The 20,243-nt window shown below is 53.9% G+C and carries 20 protein-coding genes, 4 tRNA genes and 1 rRNA gene; 21 read left to right on the top strand and 4 right to left on the bottom strand.

Annotated features, from left to right (window positions below; genetic code table 11):
• The first annotated feature begins 160 nt into the window (after positions 1-160).
• The 4 genes from DXB92_RS09405 to DXB92_RS09420 all read left to right on the top strand — a co-directional run bounded on the left by DXB92_RS09405 (position 161) and on the right by DXB92_RS09420 (position 550).
• Positions 161-236 (top strand) — tRNA-Lys (locus DXB92_RS09405).
• Between the two features lie 5 nt (positions 237-241).
• A tRNA-Glu gene (locus DXB92_RS09410) sits at positions 242-316 on the top strand.
• An 11-nt stretch (positions 317-327) separates the two neighbouring features.
• Positions 328-443, top strand: a 5S ribosomal RNA gene (gene rrf / locus DXB92_RS09415).
• Positions 444-474: 31 nt separating this feature from the next.
• Positions 475-550 (top strand) — tRNA-Asn (locus DXB92_RS09420).
• A 161-nt stretch (positions 551-711) separates the two neighbouring features.
• Here DXB92_RS09420 and DXB92_RS09425 read toward each other — a convergent pair.
• Positions 712-787, bottom strand: a tRNA-Trp gene (locus DXB92_RS09425).
• Positions 788-1,097: 310 nt separating this feature from the next.
• On the opposite strand from DXB92_RS09425, the gene DXB92_RS13730 reads away from it, so the two are divergent.
• The 8 genes from DXB92_RS13730 to DXB92_RS09465 all read left to right on the top strand — a co-directional run bounded on the left by DXB92_RS13730 (position 1,098) and on the right by DXB92_RS09465 (position 9,410).
• A complete protein-coding gene (locus tag DXB92_RS13730) occupies positions 1,098-1,361 on the top strand; it encodes a sporulation initiation factor Spo0A C-terminal domain-containing protein (RefSeq protein WP_181977015.1) in 264 nt (87 codons plus the stop codon).
• Positions 1,362-1,619: 258 nt separating this feature from the next.
• The gene (locus DXB92_RS09435) at positions 1,620-2,753 is read left to right on the top strand and encodes a GTP-binding protein (protein WP_117733686.1); all 1,134 of its coding nucleotides are present in this window, start codon (positions 1,620-1,622) and stop codon (positions 2,751-2,753) included.
• A 15-nt stretch (positions 2,754-2,768) separates the two neighbouring features.
• Positions 2,769-3,737, top strand: coding sequence for a TIGR03943 family protein (locus tag DXB92_RS09440; protein WP_021683728.1), 969 nt, complete (start codon positions 2,769-2,771; stop codon positions 3,735-3,737).
• A gap of 348 nt (positions 3,738-4,085) precedes the next feature.
• Positions 4,086-4,832: a polysaccharide deacetylase family protein gene (locus tag DXB92_RS09445; protein ID WP_040648476.1), complete on the top strand. Its 747-nt coding sequence runs from the start codon at positions 4,086-4,088 to the stop codon at positions 4,830-4,832.
• Positions 4,833-5,129: 297 nt separating this feature from the next.
• Positions 5,130-6,419, top strand: coding sequence for an O-acetylhomoserine aminocarboxypropyltransferase/cysteine synthase family protein (locus DXB92_RS09450; RefSeq protein ID WP_117733687.1), 1,290 nt, complete (start codon positions 5,130-5,132; stop codon positions 6,417-6,419).
• A gap of 112 nt (positions 6,420-6,531) precedes the next feature.
• Positions 6,532-7,719, top strand: coding sequence for a cysteine desulfurase NifS (gene nifS, locus DXB92_RS09455; RefSeq protein WP_117733688.1), 1,188 nt, complete (start codon positions 6,532-6,534; stop codon positions 7,717-7,719).
• Positions 7,709-8,122: an iron-sulfur cluster assembly scaffold protein NifU gene (locus DXB92_RS09460; RefSeq protein WP_021683722.1), complete on the top strand. Its 414-nt coding sequence runs from the start codon at positions 7,709-7,711 to the stop codon at positions 8,120-8,122. Before nifS ends, DXB92_RS09460 begins: the two co-directional genes overlap by 11 nt.
• A gap of 202 nt (positions 8,123-8,324) precedes the next feature.
• Positions 8,325-9,410, top strand: a complete 1,086-nt coding sequence (locus tag DXB92_RS09465; protein WP_117733689.1) for a dockerin type I domain-containing protein — start codon at positions 8,325-8,327, stop codon at positions 9,408-9,410.
• An 87-nt stretch (positions 9,411-9,497) separates the two neighbouring features.
• On the opposite strand, the gene DXB92_RS09470 is transcribed toward DXB92_RS09465, so the two are convergent.
• From DXB92_RS09470 to fabD, 3 genes are read right to left on the bottom strand one after another with little or no spacing between them, the layout of a single operon-like run.
• On the bottom strand, positions 9,498-9,989 hold the full coding sequence (locus DXB92_RS09470) for a shikimate kinase (RefSeq protein WP_021683720.1): 492 nt from the start codon (positions 9,987-9,989) through the stop codon (positions 9,498-9,500).
• Positions 9,990-9,997: 8 nt separating this feature from the next.
• Positions 9,998-10,837, bottom strand: a complete 840-nt coding sequence (locus DXB92_RS09475; protein WP_117733690.1) for a shikimate dehydrogenase — start codon at positions 10,835-10,837, stop codon at positions 9,998-10,000.
• Entirely contained in the window at positions 10,837-11,748 is a 912-nt protein-coding gene (fabD, locus tag DXB92_RS09480) for an ACP S-malonyltransferase (protein ID WP_117733691.1), read from the bottom strand. Before fabD ends, DXB92_RS09475 begins: the two co-directional genes overlap by 1 nt.
• A gap of 276 nt (positions 11,749-12,024) precedes the next feature.
• Between fabD and DXB92_RS09485 the strand changes: the two genes are divergently transcribed.
• From DXB92_RS09485 to DXB92_RS09525, 9 genes are all read left to right on the top strand, one after another.
• Positions 12,025-13,032 carry a beta-ketoacyl-ACP synthase III gene (locus DXB92_RS09485; RefSeq protein WP_117733692.1) on the top strand — a complete coding sequence of 336 codons (1,008 nt, stop codon included), beginning with the start codon at positions 12,025-12,027 and terminating at the stop codon, positions 13,030-13,032.
• A 34-nt stretch (positions 13,033-13,066) separates the two neighbouring features.
• Positions 13,067-13,993 (top strand): enoyl-[acyl-carrier-protein] reductase FabK, encoded by a 927-nt coding sequence (gene fabK / locus DXB92_RS09490; protein ID WP_117733693.1) that lies wholly within the window; start codon positions 13,067-13,069, stop codon positions 13,991-13,993.
• Between the two features lie 50 nt (positions 13,994-14,043).
• Complete coding sequence (gene fabG, locus DXB92_RS09495; protein ID WP_117733694.1) at positions 14,044-14,784, top strand: 3-oxoacyl-[acyl-carrier-protein] reductase; 741 nt, start codon at positions 14,044-14,046, stop codon at positions 14,782-14,784.
• Between the two features lie 114 nt (positions 14,785-14,898).
• The gene (fabF, locus tag DXB92_RS09500; protein ID WP_117733695.1) at positions 14,899-16,137 is read left to right on the top strand and encodes a beta-ketoacyl-ACP synthase II; all 1,239 of its coding nucleotides are present in this window, start codon (positions 14,899-14,901) and stop codon (positions 16,135-16,137) included.
• 12 nt (positions 16,138-16,149) lie between these two features.
• Complete coding sequence (gene accB / locus DXB92_RS09505) at positions 16,150-16,626, top strand: acetyl-CoA carboxylase biotin carboxyl carrier protein (protein ID WP_117733696.1); 477 nt, start codon at positions 16,150-16,152, stop codon at positions 16,624-16,626.
• A 12-nt stretch (positions 16,627-16,638) separates the two neighbouring features.
• A complete protein-coding gene (gene fabZ, locus DXB92_RS09510; RefSeq protein ID WP_021683710.1) occupies positions 16,639-17,076 on the top strand; it encodes a 3-hydroxyacyl-ACP dehydratase FabZ in 438 nt (145 codons plus the stop codon).
• A gap of 12 nt (positions 17,077-17,088) precedes the next feature.
• Complete coding sequence (gene accC, locus DXB92_RS09515; protein ID WP_021683709.1) at positions 17,089-18,462, top strand: acetyl-CoA carboxylase biotin carboxylase subunit; 1,374 nt, start codon at positions 17,089-17,091, stop codon at positions 18,460-18,462.
• Between the two features lie 14 nt (positions 18,463-18,476).
• A complete protein-coding gene (gene accD / locus DXB92_RS09520; protein WP_021683708.1) occupies positions 18,477-19,337 on the top strand; it encodes an acetyl-CoA carboxylase, carboxyltransferase subunit beta in 861 nt (286 codons plus the stop codon).
• Positions 19,338-19,339: 2 nt separating this feature from the next.
• Positions 19,340-20,158, top strand: coding sequence for an acetyl-CoA carboxylase carboxyltransferase subunit alpha (locus tag DXB92_RS09525; protein WP_021683707.1), 819 nt, complete (start codon positions 19,340-19,342; stop codon positions 20,156-20,158).
• Positions 20,159-20,243 lie beyond the last annotated feature (85 nt).

A 20,243-nucleotide genomic window follows, 5' to 3' on the forward strand; every position in this document is an offset into this window, starting at 1 on the left:
TTTAGCTTGCAGATACTAATCGGTCGTTCGCTTTTCCTTTTGTTCATTGCGTCTGATATGGCATTTGAGTTCATTATAATGTTTGAAAGTTTTTAAAGAAAAATGGGTTTTACCCCTTGACAAAACGGAACTTATATGCTATAATTTTATTATAGCAAATGCACCATTAGCTCAGTTGGTAGAGCAACTGACTCTTAATCAGTGGGTCCTGGGTTCGAGTCCCCGATGGTGCACCAATTAAGGCCCGTTGGTCAAGCGGTTAAGACTCCGCCCTCTCACGGCGGCATCACCAGTTCGAGTCTGGTACGGGTCACCATTTTTCTTTTAGTCGGTGTTTATGGCAAAGAGGTTCCACCCGTTCCCATTCCGAACACGGAAGTTAAGCTCTTTTACGCCTACGATACTTGATCATCTCGATCTGGAAAAATTGGGCAATGCCGGCACAAGAGCACATGCAAATGTGCTCTTAGATATTCCTCTATAGCTCAGTCGGTAGAGCATGCGGCTGTTAACCGCAGGGTCGTTGGTTCGAGTCCAACTGGAGGAGCCAAGATAAGCGAATCACGAAAGTGATTCGCTTTTTTGTTTTATATATGATGAATTGAAAAAAGCCCGATCCAGTTTGTCTTTGTGGTGAAAACTGGATCGGGCTTCTTCCTTTATACAGATAAAACAAAAACCGCCGCAATATCATGCGACGGTTTTTCCATTTGGCAGGGGCACCAAGAATCGAACTCGGGACACGTGGTTTTGGAGACCACTGCTCTACCAGCTGAGCTATACCCCTATGAAAATTGTTTTGTACAGGAAACCTGCAACATAAATTATTATAGCACAAAAAAACCGCCTTGTCAACTACTTTTTGCAATTTTTTTCATTTGACATTTGTACACTTCGTACATATATCCGAAAATGTACGGAATTCCGGCAGAATCGGGGCAGAAAAGGGGAAAACTGCGGCACGATTCCGACAAAAGCCGACAGCAGAATTTGATATAATAGACCTGTCGGAACGCAGAAACGGCAAAAGCCGGAAGCCATCGGCGATCGCAATGGCTTTGCCGCCCGACAGGTCTGACAAAAGGAGGCTTTTTCATATGCAGAATCTTTGGAAACAGGTGGCAGACCAATATTGCACCTCTGCGGAGGAAGTGCAGGCGGAAATCGCAGAGGCAATCCGGCAGGGCATGAACAATCCGGACGCGGACGTGCAGCAGGCGTGGGCAGAAATCCCCCGTCAGCAGGACAAGCCGCAGCCGGAGGACGTTGTCACATGGATTGCCGCACAGCTGCTGGCGGCGGGAATCCTGCCGGAATCAGCAGCTGTATCGGAACAGCCGGAAATGGCAGTCAAACGGTAATTCCCAAATCTGTACATCTTTTGCGGAAAATGTGCCATATTCCTGAAACCACGCAGGGGACGGTGAAAACCGTCCTTTTGCATTTTCTGGGGAAACAGTTTCGCTGGGAACGTGTTCTTCTGCATTCATAAAAATTCCATGCAAACTGCCCGAAAAGCCCTTGCATCTCCGGAAAAACTGTGCTATACTAATATTATGCAGCCTCAGCGAAAATATGCTTCCGGCTGTTGAGATCGAGAGAAAGAAGTGCAGATAAAAATGACAAAAATTACAATATTCTCCGGCTTTTTGGGTGCCGGTAAAACCACGCTGATCCAGAAACTGATTCAGGAAGGCTATGTTGGCGAAAAGCTGGTGCTCATCGAAAACGAATTCGGCGAGATCGGTATTGACGGCGGCTTTTTGCAGGACGCCGGCGTAGAGATCACCGAGATGAACTCCGGCTGTATCTGCTGTAGTCTGGTAGGCGACTTTGGCAAGGCTCTGGAAAAGGTGCTGGAACAGTACCACCCGGATCGCATCCTGATCGAACCTTCCGGCGTGGGCAAGCTGAGCGATGTCATTCGTGCAGTCCAGAATATCCATGCCCATGACGTGGAACTGGACGGCTTCACCACAGTAGTCGATGCCAAGAAGTGCAAGATGTATCAGAAGAACTTCGGCGAGTTCTTCAACAATCAGATCACCTATGCAAGCTGCCTGATCTTGAGCCATACCGCTGGTCTGTCGCAGGAGAAGCTGGACGACTGCGTTCGCCGTCTGCGGACCTGCAACGAAAAGGCTCCTATCGTCACCACGGACTGGGCAGAACTGACCGGCAAGCAGCTGGTTGAGGCAATGACTCAGAAGAACACACTGGACGACGAATTACAGGAATTGCTGGCAGAAGCCGCTGCACACGATCATCACCACCACGATCATGACCATGAGGAACATGAACACCATCACCACCATGACCACGACGAACATGACGAGAACTGCACCTGCGGCTGCCACGATCATGACCATGATCATGAGGAACATGAACACCATCACCACCATGACCACGACGAACATGACGAGAACTGCACCTGCGGCTGCCATGACCACGATCACGAGCATCACCACCATGCAGACGAAGTGTTCACCAGCTGGGGCGTAGAGTCTGCCCGGAAGTACACCAAGGAGGAGATCACCAACGCTCTGACGGCTCTGGAAGACGCAGACAAGTACGGTATGATCCTCCGTGCCAAGGGCATTGTACCGGCAGAGGACGGCAGCTGGATCCACTTTGACTATGTACCGGGTACACCGGACGTTCGCAGCGGCAGTGCCGGCACCACCGGACGGCTTTGTGTCATTGGCTCCGGCATTCACGAAGATGCCCTGACCGAACTGTTCCACGCAGAATAAAAGGAGGACAACATCATGGCAGGAGGACAACAGCCTCAGGAAAATGACGTTCCGGTATACCTGTTTACCGGCTTTCTGGAAGCAGGCAAGACCAAGTTTATTCAGGAAACCTTAGAGGACAAGCGGTTCAATTCCGGCGAAAAGACCATGCTGTTGCTCTGTGAAGAGGGCGAGGAGGAATACGATATTTCCGCTATGCCCTGTCAGGAAATCTATATCCGCACCATTGAGGAGCCGGAGGAACTGAATCCGGCACACTTGCAGGAACTGCTGAAAGAATGCGGTGCTACCCGCGTGGTGCTGGAGTACAACGGCATGTGGCAGCTACAGCAGCTGTTCCAGAATCTGCCGGACGACTGGGCGGTGTATCAGGAAATGTTCTTTGCCGATGCCACCACGTTCCTGCAATATAACGCCAATATGCGGAGCCTTGTGGTGGACAAGCTGAACACCTGCGAACTGGTAGTGTTCAACCGGTTCGGCAAGGACATGGACAAAATGGAATTTCACAAGATCGTCCGCGGTGTCAGCCGCCGGACAGATATTGCCTATGAGTATGCAGACGGACATGTGGAATACGACGAGATCGAGGATCCGCTGCCCTTTGACGTAAATGCACCGGTGATTCGGCTGGCAGACACGGACTATGCTCTGTGGTATCGGGACATCATGGAAGACCCGAAAAAATATGACGGCAAGACCGTTTCATTCCGCGGTATTGTTGCCGTAGATCCGAAATTCCCGCCCAATACGTTTGCCGTAGGCAGACACGTGATGACCTGCTGTGTGGAAGATATTACGTATAGCTGCGTTGTGGCAGAGTGGGAAAAGGCAAGCGTGCTCCAGACACGGCAGTGGGTGCAGGTGACCGGAAAGATCCACGTGCAGAAGCATAAGCTGTACCGCGGCAAGGGACCGGTGTTGCAGGTGCAGGAAGTTGTGATGACAAGTGCACCGGAACAGGAAGTGGCAACGTTCTATTAAGGCGAATTGCTGCTTGCGAGGTGCTGTACGCATGGTGAAAAATTGCACCGAAAAGTAAAGTTTTTCGGTCCAGCAGTTTTTCAAAAATGCTGGCGAGGTCCAGGGCGAGAAGCCCTGGTCGCTGTCCGCAGACAGCGAAATCTCTGTGCCATGCTTTGGGCACACGGAGAAAAGGGTGAGAAAATCGACAGATTTTCGAGGGAAAGCGAACAAGACCGCTTTCCCTGGCTGCCCTTTTTCAAAAAGAAATAACTTGAAAATATCCCAGCGGGATATTTCCAACGAATTTTCACTTCCATTCTGCACAAACTCTCTACAGCTGCAAATGCAGCGAGGGAGGGAATGCAGATGAGAAATCGTTGGACGACTGGTCTGTTGTCCGGCTTGCTGACAGTGGCAGTGCTTCCGGTTTCGCCGGTCAGTGCCGTCAGCGGCGAGGTGATCGGCTACGGGCAGGGCACCGCGGTGGACAGTGAAAACCGTCCCGTCGATGCGGTGGCATTTGACGCACAGTATGCCCGATACGATGCCTACGCCACAACGCCCGACCGCAGCCAGATCTTGCTGACCTTTGACCAGGGGTACGAGAACGGCTATACCGGACAGATTCTGGACACCCTGCGGGAAAAGCAGGTGCACGCCGTCTTTTTCCTCACCGGCGACTATGCCAAAAAGGAAACAGATCTTGTGAACCGCATGATTGCAGAGGGACACGTGCTGGGCAACCACGGCATGACACATGCCAGCCTGCCTACGCTTTCCGAAGCAGAAGCCAAGGCGGAAATTATGGATCTGCACCAGTATGTGCTGGACAAATACGGCTATGAGATGCAGTATTTCCGCTGCCCCTGCGGGGAATACTCCGAGGCGGCACTGGAAACCGCACAGGCATGCGGCTATCGGACACTGTTCTGGAGCGATGCCTACGTGGACTGGAAAACCGATGCCCAGCCGGATCCGGCAGAATCTCTGGAACGGCTCAGGGCACACGCACACGGCGGCGAGATCCTCCTGCTGCACGCGGTGTCTTCCACCAACGCCGAGATTCTGGGCGACCTGATCGATGCCCTCCGTGCAGAGGGATATACACTGTAATGGAAACAACCCGACGATTTGTCGGGTTGTTTTTGTCACAGCTGCCGAATGTTGTACATTTCCACAGATGTGTGGCAATTTCACAGTGCGGTATCTGTCTAAAACGTCAAAATTTTAAAATACATAGAAAACCTATTGACACCATAGGTGAATTGTGATATAATACAACCATAGCAAAGGAAACCAAACCGAAAGAAACACTGCATAAAGCCCGCCTGACGGCTTTGCACACAATCTGCTTGCAGTGTTTTCTGAATGCCCGCAGGGCACGGACGAAATAGAAAGGAAAGATTCACCATGGCAAATCAGGAATATCGTTTTGAAACCAAACAGGTACATGTCGGTCAGGAACAGCCGGATCCGACCACTGATGCAAGAGCAGTGCCGATCTATGCGACCACTTCTTATGTGTTCAAGGATTCCGCACAGGCAGCCGGCCGTTTCGGTCTGACAGAACCGGGCAACATCTACACCCGTCTGATGAACCCGACCAACGACGTTTTTGAAAAGCGTATCGCCGCACTGGAAAACGGTGCAGCTGCACTGGCAACCGCAACCGGTTCCGCAGCAATTGACTATTCCATTCGCAATATCGCAGGCAGCGGCGACCATATCGTTTCTTCGCAGACGGTTTACGGCGGCACCTATAACCTGTTCGCAAACACTTACGCAGAGATCGGTATCGAAACCACTTTCGTAGATGCACACGATCCGGCAAATATCGAAGCAGCCATTCGCCCGAACACCAAGGCAGTGTATGTGGAATCTCTGGGCAACCCGAATTCTGACGTGGTAGACATGGAAGCAATTGCAGAGATCGCTCACAAGCACGGTCTGCCGCTGATCGTGGACAACACTTTCGCAACACCGTTCCTGTTCCGTCCGCTGGAACACGGTGCAGATGTTGTGGTACACTCTGCAACCAAGTTCATCGGCGGTCACGGTACCGTGATGGGCGGTGTTGTTGTAGACGGCGGTAAGTTTGACTGGGCAGCAAGCGACAAGTTTCCGGGACTGTCCAAGCCGAATCCGTCCTATCACGGCGTTGTCTTTACAGAAGCATGCGGCAATATCGCCTATATCATGAAGCTTCGCACCACCCTGATGCGGGATACCGGTGCGACCCTGTCCCCGTTCCATTCGTTCCTGCTGCTGCAAGGGCTGGAAACCCTGTCCCTGCGTGTAGAACGCCACGTAGAGAACGCCCTGAAGGTGGTAGATTACCTGAAGAATCACCCCATGGTCAAGAAGGTCAACCACCCGTCGCAGGCAACCGGCAAGGCTCTGGAACTGTACAACAAGTACTATCCGAACGGCGGTGCATCGATCTTCACCTTCGAACTGAACGGCACCAAGGAGCAGGCACAGAAGTTCACAGAATCCCTGAAGATCTTCTCGCTGCTGGCAAACGTCGCAGACGTGAAATCTCTGGTGATCCATCCGGCATCTACGACCCATTCGCAGATGACTGAGGAAGAACTGCTGGCAGCCGGCATCACACCGACCACCGTTCGTCTGTCTATCGGTATCGAGCATATCGACGACATTCTGGCAGATCTGGAGCAGGGCTTCGAGGCAGTCAAGTAAAAAACCAACAGCAATTTCGAGAGAGAAAACTGGTTATCAATAGAAAAGCGGGGAGTGCCGGAAACCAGCGGCAATCCCCGCTTTTTGTTCTAAGGAAACGGAGGAATCCCCATTGCAAATATACGCAGATAATGCAGCTACCACAAAGCCCTCTAAAGCGGCAGTGCGTGCCATGCTGTCCTGTCTGGAACAGAACTACGGCAACCCCTCCAGTCTGCACCATATAGGGCAGGCTGCCGCAGAAGCCTTGTTGCAGGCACGGCAGGACATTGCCGGCTGTCTGGGCTGTACGGAGAGAGAGATCTACTTCACCTCCGGCGGCAGCGAAGCCGACAATCAGGCACTGCGGTCTGCCGCCTATGCCGGTGCCAGGTCCGGTAAGAAGCACCTCATTTCCACCGCGATCGAGCACCACGCCATTCTTCACACCCTGAAGCAGCTGGAGGAGGAGGGCTTTTCCGTGACGCTGCTGCCGGTTTCGGAAACCGGTATGGTTACACCGGAAGCGGTGCAGGCGGCAATTCGTCCGGACACCTGTCTGGTCAGTGTGATGTTTGCCAACAATGAAATTGGCACGATCGAACCCATTGCAGAGATCGGAGCAGTCTGCCGTGAAAAGGGTGTGCTGTTTCACACCGATGCCGTGCAGGCGGTGGGACATGTGCCGATCGACCTGTCGCAATTGCCGGTGGACATGCTCTCTCTGTCCGCCCATAAATTCCATGGTCCCAAAGGCGTGGGTGTGCTGTACGCCAAACGGGGGACACCGCTGCACAGCCTGATCTGCGGCGGGGCACAGGAACGGGGCATGCGTGCCGGCACGGAAAATCTGCCGGCAATCGCAGGCATGGCGGCGGCACTGCGGGAAGCATGTGCAAATCTGGAACAGAACGCTGCCTATGTTGCCGGTCTGCGGGATCGGCTGATCGCAGGGCTGGAAACCATTCCCCACAGTCTGCTTAGCGGCGACCGGAAGAACCGTCTGGCGGGGAACGTGAACTTCTGCTTCGAGGGCGTAGCGGGCGAAGCCCTGCTGCTTCTGCTGGACGCAAAGGGCATCTGTGCCTCCTCCGGCTCTGCCTGCACCTCCGGTTCACTGGAGCCCAGCCATGTGCTGCTGGCAGTGGGCGTGCCCTATGAGGCGGCACACGGCTCTCTGCGGCTGTCGCTGTCTGCGGAGAACACGCCGGAAGAAGTGGAATACTTGTTGAAAGCAGTGCCGGAAGTGGTGACACGTCTGCGGAGCATGTCGCCGGTTTGGCGGGACTTGGAAGAAGGGAGAAAGCCCCATGTTATATAGTGCAAAGGTCATGGATCATTTCATGAACCCGCGGAACGTCGGCATCATGGAGGACGCAGACGGCGTGGGACAGGTGGGCAGTGCCCGCTGCGGCGATACCATGAAAATTTACCTGAAAATTCAGGACGGCATCATCACCAGGGCGACCTTTGAAACGTTCGGCTGCGGCACTGCCATTGCTTCCAGTTCCATGGCAACGGTATTGATTACCGGAAAGCCCCTGTCACAGGCACTGGCTCTCACCAATCAGGCCGTGGCAGAGGCTCTGGACGGGCTGCCGGAACAGAAGCTGCACTGTTCCGTGCTGGCGGAGCAGGCAGTCCGTGCCGCGGTCAGGGACTACTACGACCGCAGCCACATTCCCTATGATCCGGCAGATTTTCCGGTGTATGAGGAAGAATAGGCAAACTCAGACCGTGCATTTGAAATGTGCGGTCTTTTTGCATTTTCCAGATTTCTCCAATATTTTCGTGGAGGAACAAAATAGAGTATCATTTCTTGTTGAAGATACCGAAATTCTGCTGTTGATATTGACGGATGTGCATAAAATAATTATAATGAAAATGGGAACACAATCCCTCATTATTATAAAGGAGATGATTTTTATGATGAAAAAATGGAAAAGGATACTGGGATCTGCGTTGGCAGTGACTACAGCGGCGGCTTCTGTTTCCAGTATGTCTGCCGGTGCGGTGGCGTTTTACAGCACCAGTCTGGAACCACCCAAGGGATACACCGAACTGGACGATAAGTCTTTTTTGGCAAGGGCGACAAATTACAGCGATGCCTATACCGTTTATACCGACGGAAAAGCCGAATCGGCAAATCTGTATATTTTTGAACACTATATGTTTAATAATACGGGGATTCTGGTTTCCGATCTGGATACATTTGAAAAGGTCTACGCCGAAAATCAGGCGGCATTGGGTTTCGACGGATACAGTAAGATTCAGGACAGTGATAAGAACTGGCTGATTTCCATGTGTGATGAGAAGAATGCAGACGGCGTAAATTCCAAAAATCCCGCTGATTTTGAAAACAAGCGAGATGCTGTGCTGAAGCTTACCCGTGACTTGCAGAAAGCCGGCGTTTTGCTCCAGTCAACCTATCACGCAGTTTGTGCAATGGGAGCAGAGGGGAACTACTACAACGGCATCTGGGTGAAAAATGTGGAGGAATCCGAAAAAGATGCTGTGCTCCGGCTGGCACGGACAGTGGATTCTGATGCAGAAGTGGAAATCCGAAATATCGATTACAGCGACGGCATTTCTTGGGAATCGATCAACGTTACCAAGGTAGAATCCATCTATGACGGCATCGCTCTTGCAGAAAAATTGCAGGAGGCATATCCCGCCGCAGAAGTGGGGCTGGAATATCTGATGTCGGCAGCCGAGAGTATACAGACTTCCGGAGAGCCGGTAGACCTGACTGCTGCGTACTATACCGGCGATGTGGACAATGACGAGGCGATCACCAGCAGCGACCTCTATGCCGTCATGCAGTATCTGGCGTGGAAAGGTTCCGGCAAGGAAGCTGTCACTCTGACCACAGACGGCGAAGCTGCCGAAGCAGCTGCACTGGACGCGGCAGATGTCAACGGGGACGGAAAAATCGACACCACCGATATGTATATGATTCTGAAATACTGTGCCGAAAAGGGTGCAGGTCTGACACCGAGTTGGACAGAATAACAGGACAGATAACGATAAAAAACGCCGTCCGGCAGGCATATGCTCCTGTCGGACGGCGTTTTCTTGATTCTATTGTGTGGTGTTCGGTCACTGTACCGCTGCGGCGACACGTTCCGCCATTTGTTCCGGCGAAACACCGCCGTCTACCACGTGGGAAGCGTGGGCACGGTAGATGCCGGCACGCTGGTCAAACAGCTGGTGCAGTTCTTCCTTGGTGCTGCGTTGCACAATGGGGCGGTTGGTGTCGCCCTGAATCCGTGCATAGCAGGTGTCGAAGGATTCGTTCAGCAGTACCACAGCTCCGTTTTCGCGGGCGTAGGCAGCACTGTCCGGATTCAGCATGGCACCGCCGCCGCAGGCGATCACGGCGTTTTTGGTGCACAGGGTGCGGATCGCCTGAGCCTCCACCTTCCGGAAATACGGTTCGCCCTCTTGAGCAAAAATTTCCGGAATGCTCCTGCCCTCCTGTTCCACAATATAAGCGTCCGTGTCGATCAGCGGCAGCCCCAGCTGCTTCGCCAGAATCTCGCCCACAGTGGTTTTGCCGCAGCCCATGAAGCCGCAAAGAAAAATCGTCATATGCAGCCTCACTTTGTCTGATTCTGTTCGTCGATGCGTTCTTCCATGTCACAGATAATGGATTCGATCTGCTTGTCGGTATAGCTGTCGCCGTTCCAGATCTCGTGGGCACGGACTGCCTGCAATACCAGCATAGCGGCACCGCCCTTTGCCACCTTGCCCTGAGCCAGAGCCTTGCGGAGGAACAGCGTCTTGGTGGGGTTGTAGATGACATCGAAGAAATAGTCTGCCCCGTCGATCAGTTCATCAGATACCGGACACGCGTCCACTTTGGGGAACATGCCCACCGGAGAAGCGTTGATGATGACATCAAACTTGTCGTGAATGTCCGCAGTGACAGCATAGGTCACCTTGGCTTCCGGCATGGTCTGTTTTGCCTCCTGAATGAACGCTTCCACCAGCTCCTTGTCCTGCGGGATAATGCCAATGGTCAGGTTCGCCCCGTGCCGCAGGGCTTCGGTGGCGATCATTCTGCCTACGCCGCCGCAGCCGATGAGCAGCACCTTGCCGTCCATGGGGTACTCTTTCACAGACATGGTGAAGCCGTCACAGTCGGTGTTATAGCCGATCAGCTTGCCGTTCTGGTTTGCCACGCAGTTGACGGAGTTGTACCGCTTTGCACTTTCGTCCAGTTCGTCCACTATGGGAATAATCGCCATTTTATGGGGAATGGTAATGTTGAATCCCTGTAAGCTACGCAGATAGGGCTCTTTTCCCTCCAGATGCTCCGGTGCAATGTCGGTAAGGGTATAGCTGGCTTCTCTGCCCGCCATGGCGAACAGCCGTTCGTGAATAAACGGGGACATGGAGTGTCCCAGCGGGTGTCCGATCAGTGTATACTGTTCCATTATGCCAGTGCTCCTTCCAGTGTGTCCACATTTTCCACGTTCTTTGCAGTCACGCCCTTGAGGGTTTTCTTGACCAGTCCAGTGAGAACGCTCTTGGGACCGAATTCCACAAAGGTGTCAATGCCGGCTGCCTGCATGGCTGCCAGTTCGTCGGTGAAGCGTACCGGAGAAACGATGTGTTCCGCCAGAGCCTTGGGCATATCGGAGAAGTCTGTCCGGACAGCACCCAGCACGTTGGAGTAGAAGGGCACCGTCGGAGCAGAGAACTTCACGTTCTGGATCGCTTTATAAAAGGTATCCGCAGCCGGCTGCATCAGCTTGGTGTGGAATGCACTTGCCACAGCCAGCGGTACGGCTCTTGCCTTCAGTGCGGCACAAGCGGCAGCCGCCTTTTCCACAGCATCACGGTCGCCGGCGATCACGGTCTGTACGCTGGAGTTGTAGTTTGCCGGAATGACATAGCCCTCCGTTTCCTGACAGATGCGTTCCACTTCTGCGGGAGCCAGCTTCAGGATTGCACACATGGCACCGTCGGCTGCCTTTGCCGCAGCGTCCATGGCTTCTGAACGAGCTTTGATGACCCGAAAGCCGTCCTCCAGAGAGAGCATGCCCGAAGCGACCATTGCGGCATATTCGCCCAGAGAGTGGCCGGCAACGGCGTCATAGGTGAAACCACGCTTCTTGGCTGCCTCCAGACAGATCAGAGAAGTTGCCATGATTGCCGGCTGGGCATAAATGGTGTGAGCCAGTGTCTGTGCGTCGCTGTCTGCGATGACCGCATACAGATCGAAGCCCAGAACCTCCGAAGCGACTTCAAAAATTTCCTCCAGTGCAGCGTCCTGCTGTACCAGATCCAGTCCCATCTTCTCATATTGAGAACCCTGTCCGGAAAAAAGTGCGATTGTTGCCATAACTACCATTCCTTTCTCATAAGAGTTGTACAAAGATGTACAAAATCAGAGGCTTAGATTTGTGCAAAAAATAGTATTTCCTCTTTCACGACTTGAAAAACCACTCGGGAACATTGCAAATTGCGTAAAAATATTCTATAATAGAAAGTGTATCCTGTGATTGCAGGGAAACTCTAAATTTTACAGGGCGTACCGAAACCTCTGTCTGCGGTACGTTCCCTATCTATCATACCACAAAATGAGGAAAGTGACAAGAGGAACGGAGGAAATTTTTCCATGGGAATTCGCGTTTTAGGAACAGGAAGCTATACGCCTGCATTTCAGGTGACCAATGAGGATATGGCAAAGATCGTTGAAACCAACGACGAGTGGATCCGCACCAGAACCGGCATCGGCACCCGCCACATTTCAGACGGCGAGCCGACATGGTACATGGGGGCAGAAGCTGCCAAGCGTGCCATTGCTGCGGCAGGCATCGATCCGCTGGAGATCGGTCTGCTGATCGACACCACCATTACACCGGAGTACTGCACCCCGTCTATGTCCTGCATCATTCAGCGGGAAACCGGTGCAGCCAATGCGGCATGCTTTGATATGAATGCGGCATGCTCCGGCTTTGTCTATGCCATGGACACCGCACACCGCTTCCTGAAAACGGATTCCTCCATGCGGTATGCACTGGTTGTTGCAAACGAGAGCCTTTCCAAGATCACCAACTATAGCGACCGTTCTTCCTGCATTCTCTTCGGGGACGGTGCCGCAGCGGCAGTCATCGAGTATAAGGAAGATGCTCTGTACACCAGCCATCTGGGTGCAGACGGCACCGGTGCAAAGTTCCTCTATGCCCACAGTGCACTGCCTCAGTCGCCCTTTGTGAAGCCGGAGCGTCAGGCAGAATATGATGACGGCATCGGAGCAGGTCCGGAGGGCTGGGAACACACCATGCTGCAGGACGGCAGAGAGGTGTACAAGTTTGCCACCCACGCACTGGCAAAGGCGGCAACAATGGCAGCGGAAAAGATCGGCTTCGACCTGAACGAACTGGATAAGATCGTTCCGCATCAGGCAAATATCCGTATCATTGAAACGGCAATGAAGTTCCTGAAGCAGCCTATGGAAAAAGTCATCACCAACATCGAATATCACGGCAACACTTCCAGTGCTTCGATCCCCATTGCCTTTGATGAAGCGATCCGTGCCGGAAAGATCCAGCGTGGCGATAAGGTTTGTCTGGTCGGCTTCGGAGCAGGTCTGACCTATGCAGCACTGATTATGGAATATTGAGAAAACATCTCCTGAAATAGAAAGGAACATAGCTATGGAAACCAGAATTACAAAACTGCTGGGAAGCAAGTACCCCATGATTCAGGGCGGTATGGCGTGGATCGCAGAGAGCACACTGGCATCTGCGGTATCCAATGCCGGAGCAGTCGGCCTGATCGCCGGCGGCAGTGCCCCCATTGATTACCTGCGGGAACAGATTCGTATCTGCAAGGAAAAAACGCAGAACCCGTTCGGTGTGAACATCATGCTCATGAGCCCCAACGCCGACGATCTGGCACAGCTGGTCATTGACGAAAAGGTGCCGATCGTGACTACCGGTGCCGGCAACCCCGGCAAGTACATGGAGGCATGGAAAAATGCCGGCATCAAGGTGATTCCGGTGGTGCCGTCTGTAGCCCTGGCAAAGCGTATGGAGCGTTCCGGTGCAGATGCACTGGTGGCAGAGGGCACTGAGTCCGGCGGACATATCGGCATGAACACCACCATGTGTCTGGTGCCGCAGGTGGTCGATGCGGTAGACATTCCGGTCATTGCTGCCGGCGGTATCGCTGACGGCAGAGGCATCGCCGCAGCCTTTATGCTGGGTGCCGAGGGCGTACAGCTGGGCACACGGTTCCTCGCAACAGAGGAATGCCAGATCTCTCCGAAGTACAAGGAACTGGTCGTTAAGGCAAAGGACACCGACAACCAGATCACCGGCTTCTATTCCGGCAGCCCCTGCCGCGGCATCAAGACTAAGTACACCAAGAAGTTGCAGGCAATGGAAAAGGCAGCCTGCCCGCCGGAGGATTTCGAGGCAATGACAGTCGGCTCTCTCCGCAAGGCAGTGGTAGACGGCAACGTGGACGAAGGCTCGTTCCTGTGCGGTCTGATCGCCGGCATGGTGCACGATATCAAGCCCTGCAAGGAAGTCATCGACGAGATGTGGGCAGAAGCATATCAGTTGTTAGGGAAGAACTAATGCAGAAAGACAGCAGATACAGATAGATACTAGATAAAGGAGAAATCACTATGGCAACAGCATTGATTACAGGTGCATCGCAGGGCATTGGTGCCTGCATCGCAAAGCGTCTGGCAAAGGACGGCTACAATGTAGCGATCAACCATTTCCCCAGCGATTCCGATAAAGCAAACGCAGAAAAGGTGGCAGAAGAATGCCGCAGCTTCGGCGTAGAGGCAGAACTGTTCGCAGCAAACGTGGCAGATTATGCCCAGTGCGAAGCAATTACCAAGGCAGTAAAAGAGCGTTTCGGCTCGATCGACGCACTGGTCAACAACGCCGGCATCACCAAGGACGGTCTGATGGTTCGCATGTCCGAGGAACAGTATGATGCCGTGATCGCCGTCAACCAGAAAAGCGTGTTCAACATGATGAAGCTGGTGGGTGCTGTCATGATGCGGCAGCGGCACGGACGCATTGTCAGTCTGGCATCGGTAGCCGGTCTGTACGGCAATCCGGGACAGATCAACTATTCCGCTTCCAAGGCTGCCATTATCGGCATGACCAAGACCGTGGCAAAGGAACTGGGTGCCAGAAATGTCACCGTCAACGCCGTTGCTCCGGGCTTCATCAAGACGCCCATGACTGACGCTCTCACCGAGGAACAGCGGAACAAGATGCTGGAATTGGTGGCAATGAAGCGGTACGGCAATCCGGAAGAAGTGGCGAGCGTGATCTCGTTCCTCTGCTCGGAAGATGCAAGCTATGTCACCGGTCAGACCATCGAGATCTCCGGCGGACTGATGATGTAAGGGACTTTTCCACCAGCTTCGCAGGTTCGCCTTCTCTTTCAGGGAAGGCAGTCTGAGAATGCTTTGAGATGAAAAACAAGCTTGCCGCAGCACGGCGGCAGAGAGCGAGGAAATATGAAAAGAGTAGTAATCACCGGACTGGGTACGGTAAACCCGCTGGGCAGCACCGTAGAAAAGTTCTGGGAAAACGTAAAAAAGGGAACACTGGGTGTTTCCAAGATCGACAGCTTTGACACCACCGAACTGGGTGTCAGCGTTGCCGGCATTATCCGCGATTTCGACCCCGCAGAATATTTTGAACGCAAGGACATTCGCCACATGGAACGCTTTACCCAGATCGCCGTGGCATCTGCGATTCAGGCGTTGCAGGACGCAGGCACGGATTTCAAGGATATGGATCCGTATCGTGTAGGCACCATTATCGGCTGCGGCATCGGCGGCATCGGCAGAATCGAAGAAGAACACGACAAGTATCGTGCAAAGGGACCGGGACGGATCTCTCCGTTCTTTGTGCCCATGATGATCGGCAACATGGCTGCCGGACAGGTAGCGATCCGCACCGGCTTCCGCGGCGACAACTTCTGCACCACCACTGCCTGTGCATCGGCGACCCACGCCATTGGCGAAGCGTTCCGCAAGATCAAGGACGGCTATCTGGACGTTTGCCTCTGCGGCGGCAGCGAATCCACCATTACCGAATTCACACTGGGCGGCTTCCGCACCATGAAGGCACTGACTACCGAGAGCGATCCGGCAAAGGCTTCCACTCCGTTCGACCTGAACCGCGGCGGCTTTGTACTGGGTGAGGGCTCTGCGGTACTGGTGCTGGAGGAATACGAACACGCCAAGGCTCGCGGTGCAAAGATCTACTGCGAACTGGCTGGCTACGGTGCGACCTGCGACGCATACCACATGACAGCTCCGGCAGACGAATGCGGTGCATCTTCCAAGGCAATGATCGAGGCTTACACCGAAGCTGGTCTGAAGCCGGAGGACATCACCTATATCAATGCCCACGGCACCTCCACATACCTGAACGATATGCTGGAAACCAAGGCGGTGAAGATCGCTCTGGGCGAGGAGCAGGCACGAAAGGTGAAGATCAACTCCACCAAGTCCATGACCGGTCACATGCTGGGCGGTACCGGTGCAGTGGAAGCGGCAGTTTGTGCCCTGTCCATTCGGGACAGCTTCATTCACCAGACCATCGGCTATACCACACCGGATCCGGAGTGCGATCTGGATTACTGTGTGGACGGTCCGGTAGAGATGCCGGTGAATGCCGCACTGTCCAACTCGCTGGGCTTCGGCGGACACAATGCGACACTCTGCTTCAAAAAGTGCACAGACTAAGGAGAATCAGACATGAGTGAAAAAATTTATAACATGGTGGATCTGGAAACCATTGAAAAACTGGCAGACATCGTGGCTGCAAAGGAACTGGGCGAGATCACCATTGCGGACGGTGAAAAATATATTACCGTAAAGGGGAAGAAGTGCCCGCCGCCGATGCCGCTGGCAGGTGCACCTGTGGCTGCTTCGCCGGCAGTTTCCGCTGCTGCTCCGGCAGCTCCGGCAGAAACACCGGCAGTTTCCCAGAAGCCCGCAGGCAAGTCGATCAAGGCTCCGCTGGTAGGCACTTTCTATGCGGCTCCCTCTCCGGATCAGCCGCCGTTTGTACAGGTGGGCGATACCGTGAAAAAGGGCGACGTGGTGCTGATTATCGAATCCATGAAGCTGATGAACGAAGTCACCAGCGACGTGGACGGCGTAGTACAGGAAATTCTGGTGAAAAACGGCGATGCGGTAGAATATGACCAGCCGCTGATGATTCTTTCGTAAAGGAGTGCAGACATGGCAGAAGTATTGCTCAATCAGGAACAGATCAAGGAGATCATTCCCCACCGTGCCCCGTTCCTCCTCATTGATGAGGTTCTGGAAATGGAAGTGGGAAAGCGTGTTGTGGCACGGAAATATATCAAGGCAGACGACTTTTGGTTCAAGGGACATTTCCCCGAAAAGCCGGTGACACCGGGCGTGCTGATGGTCGAGATGCTGGCACAGGCAGGTGCGGTCTGCATTCTGTCCCAGCCGGAATTCAAGGGCAAGATCGCCCTCTTTGCCGGAATCGATAAGGCAAAGTTCCGCCGGCAGGTAGTTCCCGGTGATGTGCTGGATCTGGAAGTGGAGATCATTGCACAGCGTGGACCGGTAGGTGTCGGCAAGGCGATCGCCAGCGTAGACGGCAAGCGTGCCGTGACCTGCGAAATCAAGTTCGCAGTGGAGCAGTAAGGCGGCAGCAAGATGTTGAAAAAGGTTTTAATTGCAAACCGCGGTGAAATTGCCGTGCGTATCATTCGTGCCTGCCGTGAAGCAGGCTTGCAGTGCGTTACGGTCTATTCCACTGCGGACCGGACGGCTCTGCATGCAGAGATCGCGGACGAATCCGTCTGCATCGGACCGCCCTCGGTACAGGACAGTTATCTGAACATGAACGCCCTCATCTCGGCGTGCCAGAATACCGGTGCAACAGCACTGCACCCCGGCTTCGGCTTTTTGTCGGAGAGTGCGGAGTTTGCACAGCTTTGCATCGATAACGGCATCACTTTCATCGGCCCGTCACCGGAGTCGATCTCCATGCTGGGCGACAAGGCACGTGCCAAGGAAACCATGAAGGCTGCCGGCGTGCCGGTAATCCCCGGTTCGGACGGTGCCATTTCTTCTGTGGAAGAAGCCAAGAAGATCGCCGCAGAGATCGGCTATCCGGTACTGGTGAAAGCCTCTGCCGGCGGCGGCGGACGCGGCATTCGCCGGATCGATCGGGAAGACCAGCTGGAAGAACAGATGTCCGTGGCAAAGGAAGAAGCCAAGCTGTTCTTCGGCAACGATGAAGTCTATCTGGAAAAGCTGATCGTGGGGCCGCATCACGTGGAGATCCAGATCATTGCAGACCAGATGGGCAACACCGTGGCACTGGGCGAGCGTGATTGCAGCATGCAGCGGCGGAACCAGAAAGTGCTGGAGGAAAGCCCCAGCCCGCTGATGACACCGGAACTGCGGAAAGCCATGCAGGAAGCCGCTGTCCGTGCGGCAAAGGCGTGCGGCTATTACAACGCCGGCACCATTGAATTTCTGGTAGACGACGACCGGAACTTCTATTTCATGGAAATGAACACCCGTATTCAGGTGGAACACCCTGTCACCGAATGGGTCACCGGAGTTGATCTGGTACAGACTCAGCTGCTGGTGGCACAGGGCAAGCCCCTGCCGTTTACACAGGAGGACATTCAGGTTCGCGGGCATGCGATCGAGTGCCGCATCAATGCGGAAAATCCGGAGCAGGGCTTCCGTCCCTCGCCCGGAAAGATCCGGTCGCTCCATATCCCCGGCGGTCCGGGAATCCGTGTGGACAGTGCTGTGTATCAGGGCTACACCATTCCGCCGTACTACGATTCCATGATCGCAAAGCTGATCGTCCATGCCCCGACCCGCAGTCAGGCGATCATGAAAATGCGGTGGGCACTGGCGGAATTTATCGTGGACGGCATCGATTCCAATATTGACTTCCAGCTGCGGCTGATCAAGAACAAGGACTTCGAAGCCGGTACATATGACAACACCTTTTTGGAAAAATTCCTTGCGGATTCCAAGAACGGCGAGAAGGAAAACGGAAAGTAAGGTGAGAATGTAACATGGCATTGGAAGAACTGTTCAAGAACGTCACCAAACGATTTAACGACGATGCACCGGAGGAACATGAGCCGGTGTTCAAGTGCCCCCGCTGCCAGCAGACCACGCCGGAAAGCAAGTTTCAGGAACTGAACAAGGTCTGCCCCCACTGCAACTATCATGCACGGCTCACCGCCGCAGAACGCATGCGGCTGACGGTGGACAGCGGTTCGTTTGTGGAATATGATGCAGAGATGCACAGTGCAGATCCCCTGCAATTTCCGGGGTATGCCAGAAAGGTGGAATCCCTCCAGACCATGACGGGGCTGAAAGACGCTGTCATCACCGGAGAGTGCACCATTAAAGGCTCCCGCACCGTGCTGATTATCATGGACTCCCATTTCATGATGGCATCTATGGGCAGCGTGGTGGGCGAAAAGATCACCCGTGCCTTTGAAACCGCTACGGAAAAAGGCTTGCCGGTAGTGGCATTCACAGCCTCCGGCGGTGCCAGAATGCAGGAGGGTATCATCTCTCTGATGCAAATGGCAAAGACCTCGGCAGCAGTGGCAAAGCACAACGATGCCGGACTGCTGTATCTGACCGTCATGACAGACCCCACCACCGGCGGCGTGACCGCTTCGTTTGCTTCGCTGGGAGATATTATTCTGGCAGAGCCGAAGGTGCTCATCGGGTTCGCCGGCAGACGTGTCATCGAGGGGACGATTCGCCAGCGGCTGCCCGACAATTTCCAGCTGGCAGAATTTTTGCAGGAAAAGGGCTTTGTGGATATGATCGTGGAACGCCGCAGCATGCGTAGCACGCTGTCGCATCTGCTGAAACTCCACGGCTACGATCGGGAACAAGAAGCAGGAGGTGCTTGACAATGGAACAACAGCAGCAGCACCGGACGGCGTGGGAACGCCAGCTTTTGATACGGGACAAAAACCGTCCCACCGTTCGGGATTATATCCCGCGGATCTTTACAGATTTCTATGAGATGCACGGCGACCGGAATTTCGGGGACGATGGTGCCATTATCGGCGGCATCGGCAGACTGAACGGCTTGCCGGTGACGATTCTGGCACAGGTCAAGGGCAGAAATCTGCGGGAAAACAAGGCATCGAATTTCGCCATGCCGCATCCGGAGGGCTACCGCAAGGCTCTGCGTCTGGCACATCAGGCGGAGAAATTCCACCGCCCGATCATTTGCCTGATCGACACCCCCGGTGCGTTCTGCGGCGTAGAAGCCGAGGAACGGGGGCAGGGCGAGGCAATCGCCAGAAATATCGCAGAGTTCATGATGCTGAAAACGCCGGTGATCTCTGTGGTGCTGGGCGAAGCCGGCAGCGGCGGTGCTCTGGCACTGGGCGTGTGCGATGCTCTGGCAATGCTGGAGAACGCGTTGTACTCTGTGATCTCTCCCCGCGGAGCCGCATCGATCCTGTGGAAAGATGCCTCCCGCGAACAGGAAGCCTGTGAGGTCATGCAGATCACAGCAGAGGATATGGTGCGTTTTGGCGTGGCAGAAGCCATCATTCCGGAGCCGGAAGCAGGGGCACAGGGCGATATAGACAAAATCTCGGCAAATATCAAGGAATATTTGGCGGAAACGATAACAGAAAAATTACAAAAAGATATTGACGTTTTGCAAAAAGAACGGTATACTAAGTTTAGGAAAATCGGCGTGTTTGAAGAAAACTAAAACCGTGCCGGTTTGAACGGCGAAACCCGTCATGGTTTCTGCCGGTGACGTCGCCCTCCGCAGGAGGGTGCAACATCAAATTATT

It is taken from the genome of Ruminococcus sp. OM06-36AC (genome assembly GCF_003438725.1).
In the GTDB taxonomy this organism is placed as follows: domain Bacteria; phylum Bacillota; class Clostridia; order Oscillospirales; family Ruminococcaceae; genus Ruminococcus_C; species Ruminococcus_C callidus.

Coding starts and splice junctions, on each gene's coding strand:
- DXB92_RS09445 (WP_040648476.1), top strand. CDS start 4,086: ATGAGAAATCGTTGGACGACTGGTCTGTTGTCCGGCTTGCTGACAGTG.
- DXB92_RS09450 (WP_117733687.1), top strand. CDS start 5,130: ATGGCAAATCAGGAATATCGTTTTGAAACCAAACAGGTACATGTCGGT.
- accD (WP_021683708.1), top strand. CDS start 18,477: ATGGCATTGGAAGAACTGTTCAAGAACGTCACCAAACGATTTAACGAC.
- DXB92_RS09485 (WP_117733692.1), top strand. CDS start 12,025: ATGGGAATTCGCGTTTTAGGAACAGGAAGCTATACGCCTGCATTTCAG.
- fabG (WP_117733694.1), top strand. CDS start 14,044: ATGGCAACAGCATTGATTACAGGTGCATCGCAGGGCATTGGTGCCTGC.
- DXB92_RS09475 (WP_117733690.1), bottom strand. CDS start 10,837: ATGGAACAGTATACACTGATCGGACACCCGCTGGGACACTCCATGTCC.
- DXB92_RS09525 (WP_021683707.1), top strand. CDS start 19,340: ATGGAACAACAGCAGCAGCACCGGACGGCGTGGGAACGCCAGCTTTTG.
- fabF (WP_117733695.1), top strand. CDS start 14,899: ATGAAAAGAGTAGTAATCACCGGACTGGGTACGGTAAACCCGCTGGGC.
- DXB92_RS09460 (WP_021683722.1), top strand. CDS start 7,709: ATGTTATATAGTGCAAAGGTCATGGATCATTTCATGAACCCGCGGAAC.
- DXB92_RS13730 (WP_181977015.1), top strand. CDS start 1,098: ATGCAGAATCTTTGGAAACAGGTGGCAGACCAATATTGCACCTCTGCG.
- DXB92_RS09470 (WP_021683720.1), bottom strand. CDS start 9,989: ATGACGATTTTTCTTTGCGGCTTCATGGGCTGCGGCAAAACCACTGTG.
- DXB92_RS09465 (WP_117733689.1), top strand. CDS start 8,325: ATGATGAAAAAATGGAAAAGGATACTGGGATCTGCGTTGGCAGTGACT.
- fabD (WP_117733691.1), bottom strand. CDS start 11,748: ATGGCAACAATCGCACTTTTTTCCGGACAGGGTTCTCAATATGAGAAG.
- accC (WP_021683709.1), top strand. CDS start 17,089: ATGTTGAAAAAGGTTTTAATTGCAAACCGCGGTGAAATTGCCGTGCGT.
- DXB92_RS09435 (WP_117733686.1), top strand. CDS start 1,620: ATGACAAAAATTACAATATTCTCCGGCTTTTTGGGTGCCGGTAAAACC.
- fabZ (WP_021683710.1), top strand. CDS start 16,639: ATGGCAGAAGTATTGCTCAATCAGGAACAGATCAAGGAGATCATTCCC.
- DXB92_RS09440 (WP_021683728.1), top strand. CDS start 2,769: ATGGCAGGAGGACAACAGCCTCAGGAAAATGACGTTCCGGTATACCTG.
- accB (WP_117733696.1), top strand. CDS start 16,150: ATGAGTGAAAAAATTTATAACATGGTGGATCTGGAAACCATTGAAAAA.
- fabK (WP_117733693.1), top strand. CDS start 13,067: ATGGAAACCAGAATTACAAAACTGCTGGGAAGCAAGTACCCCATGATT.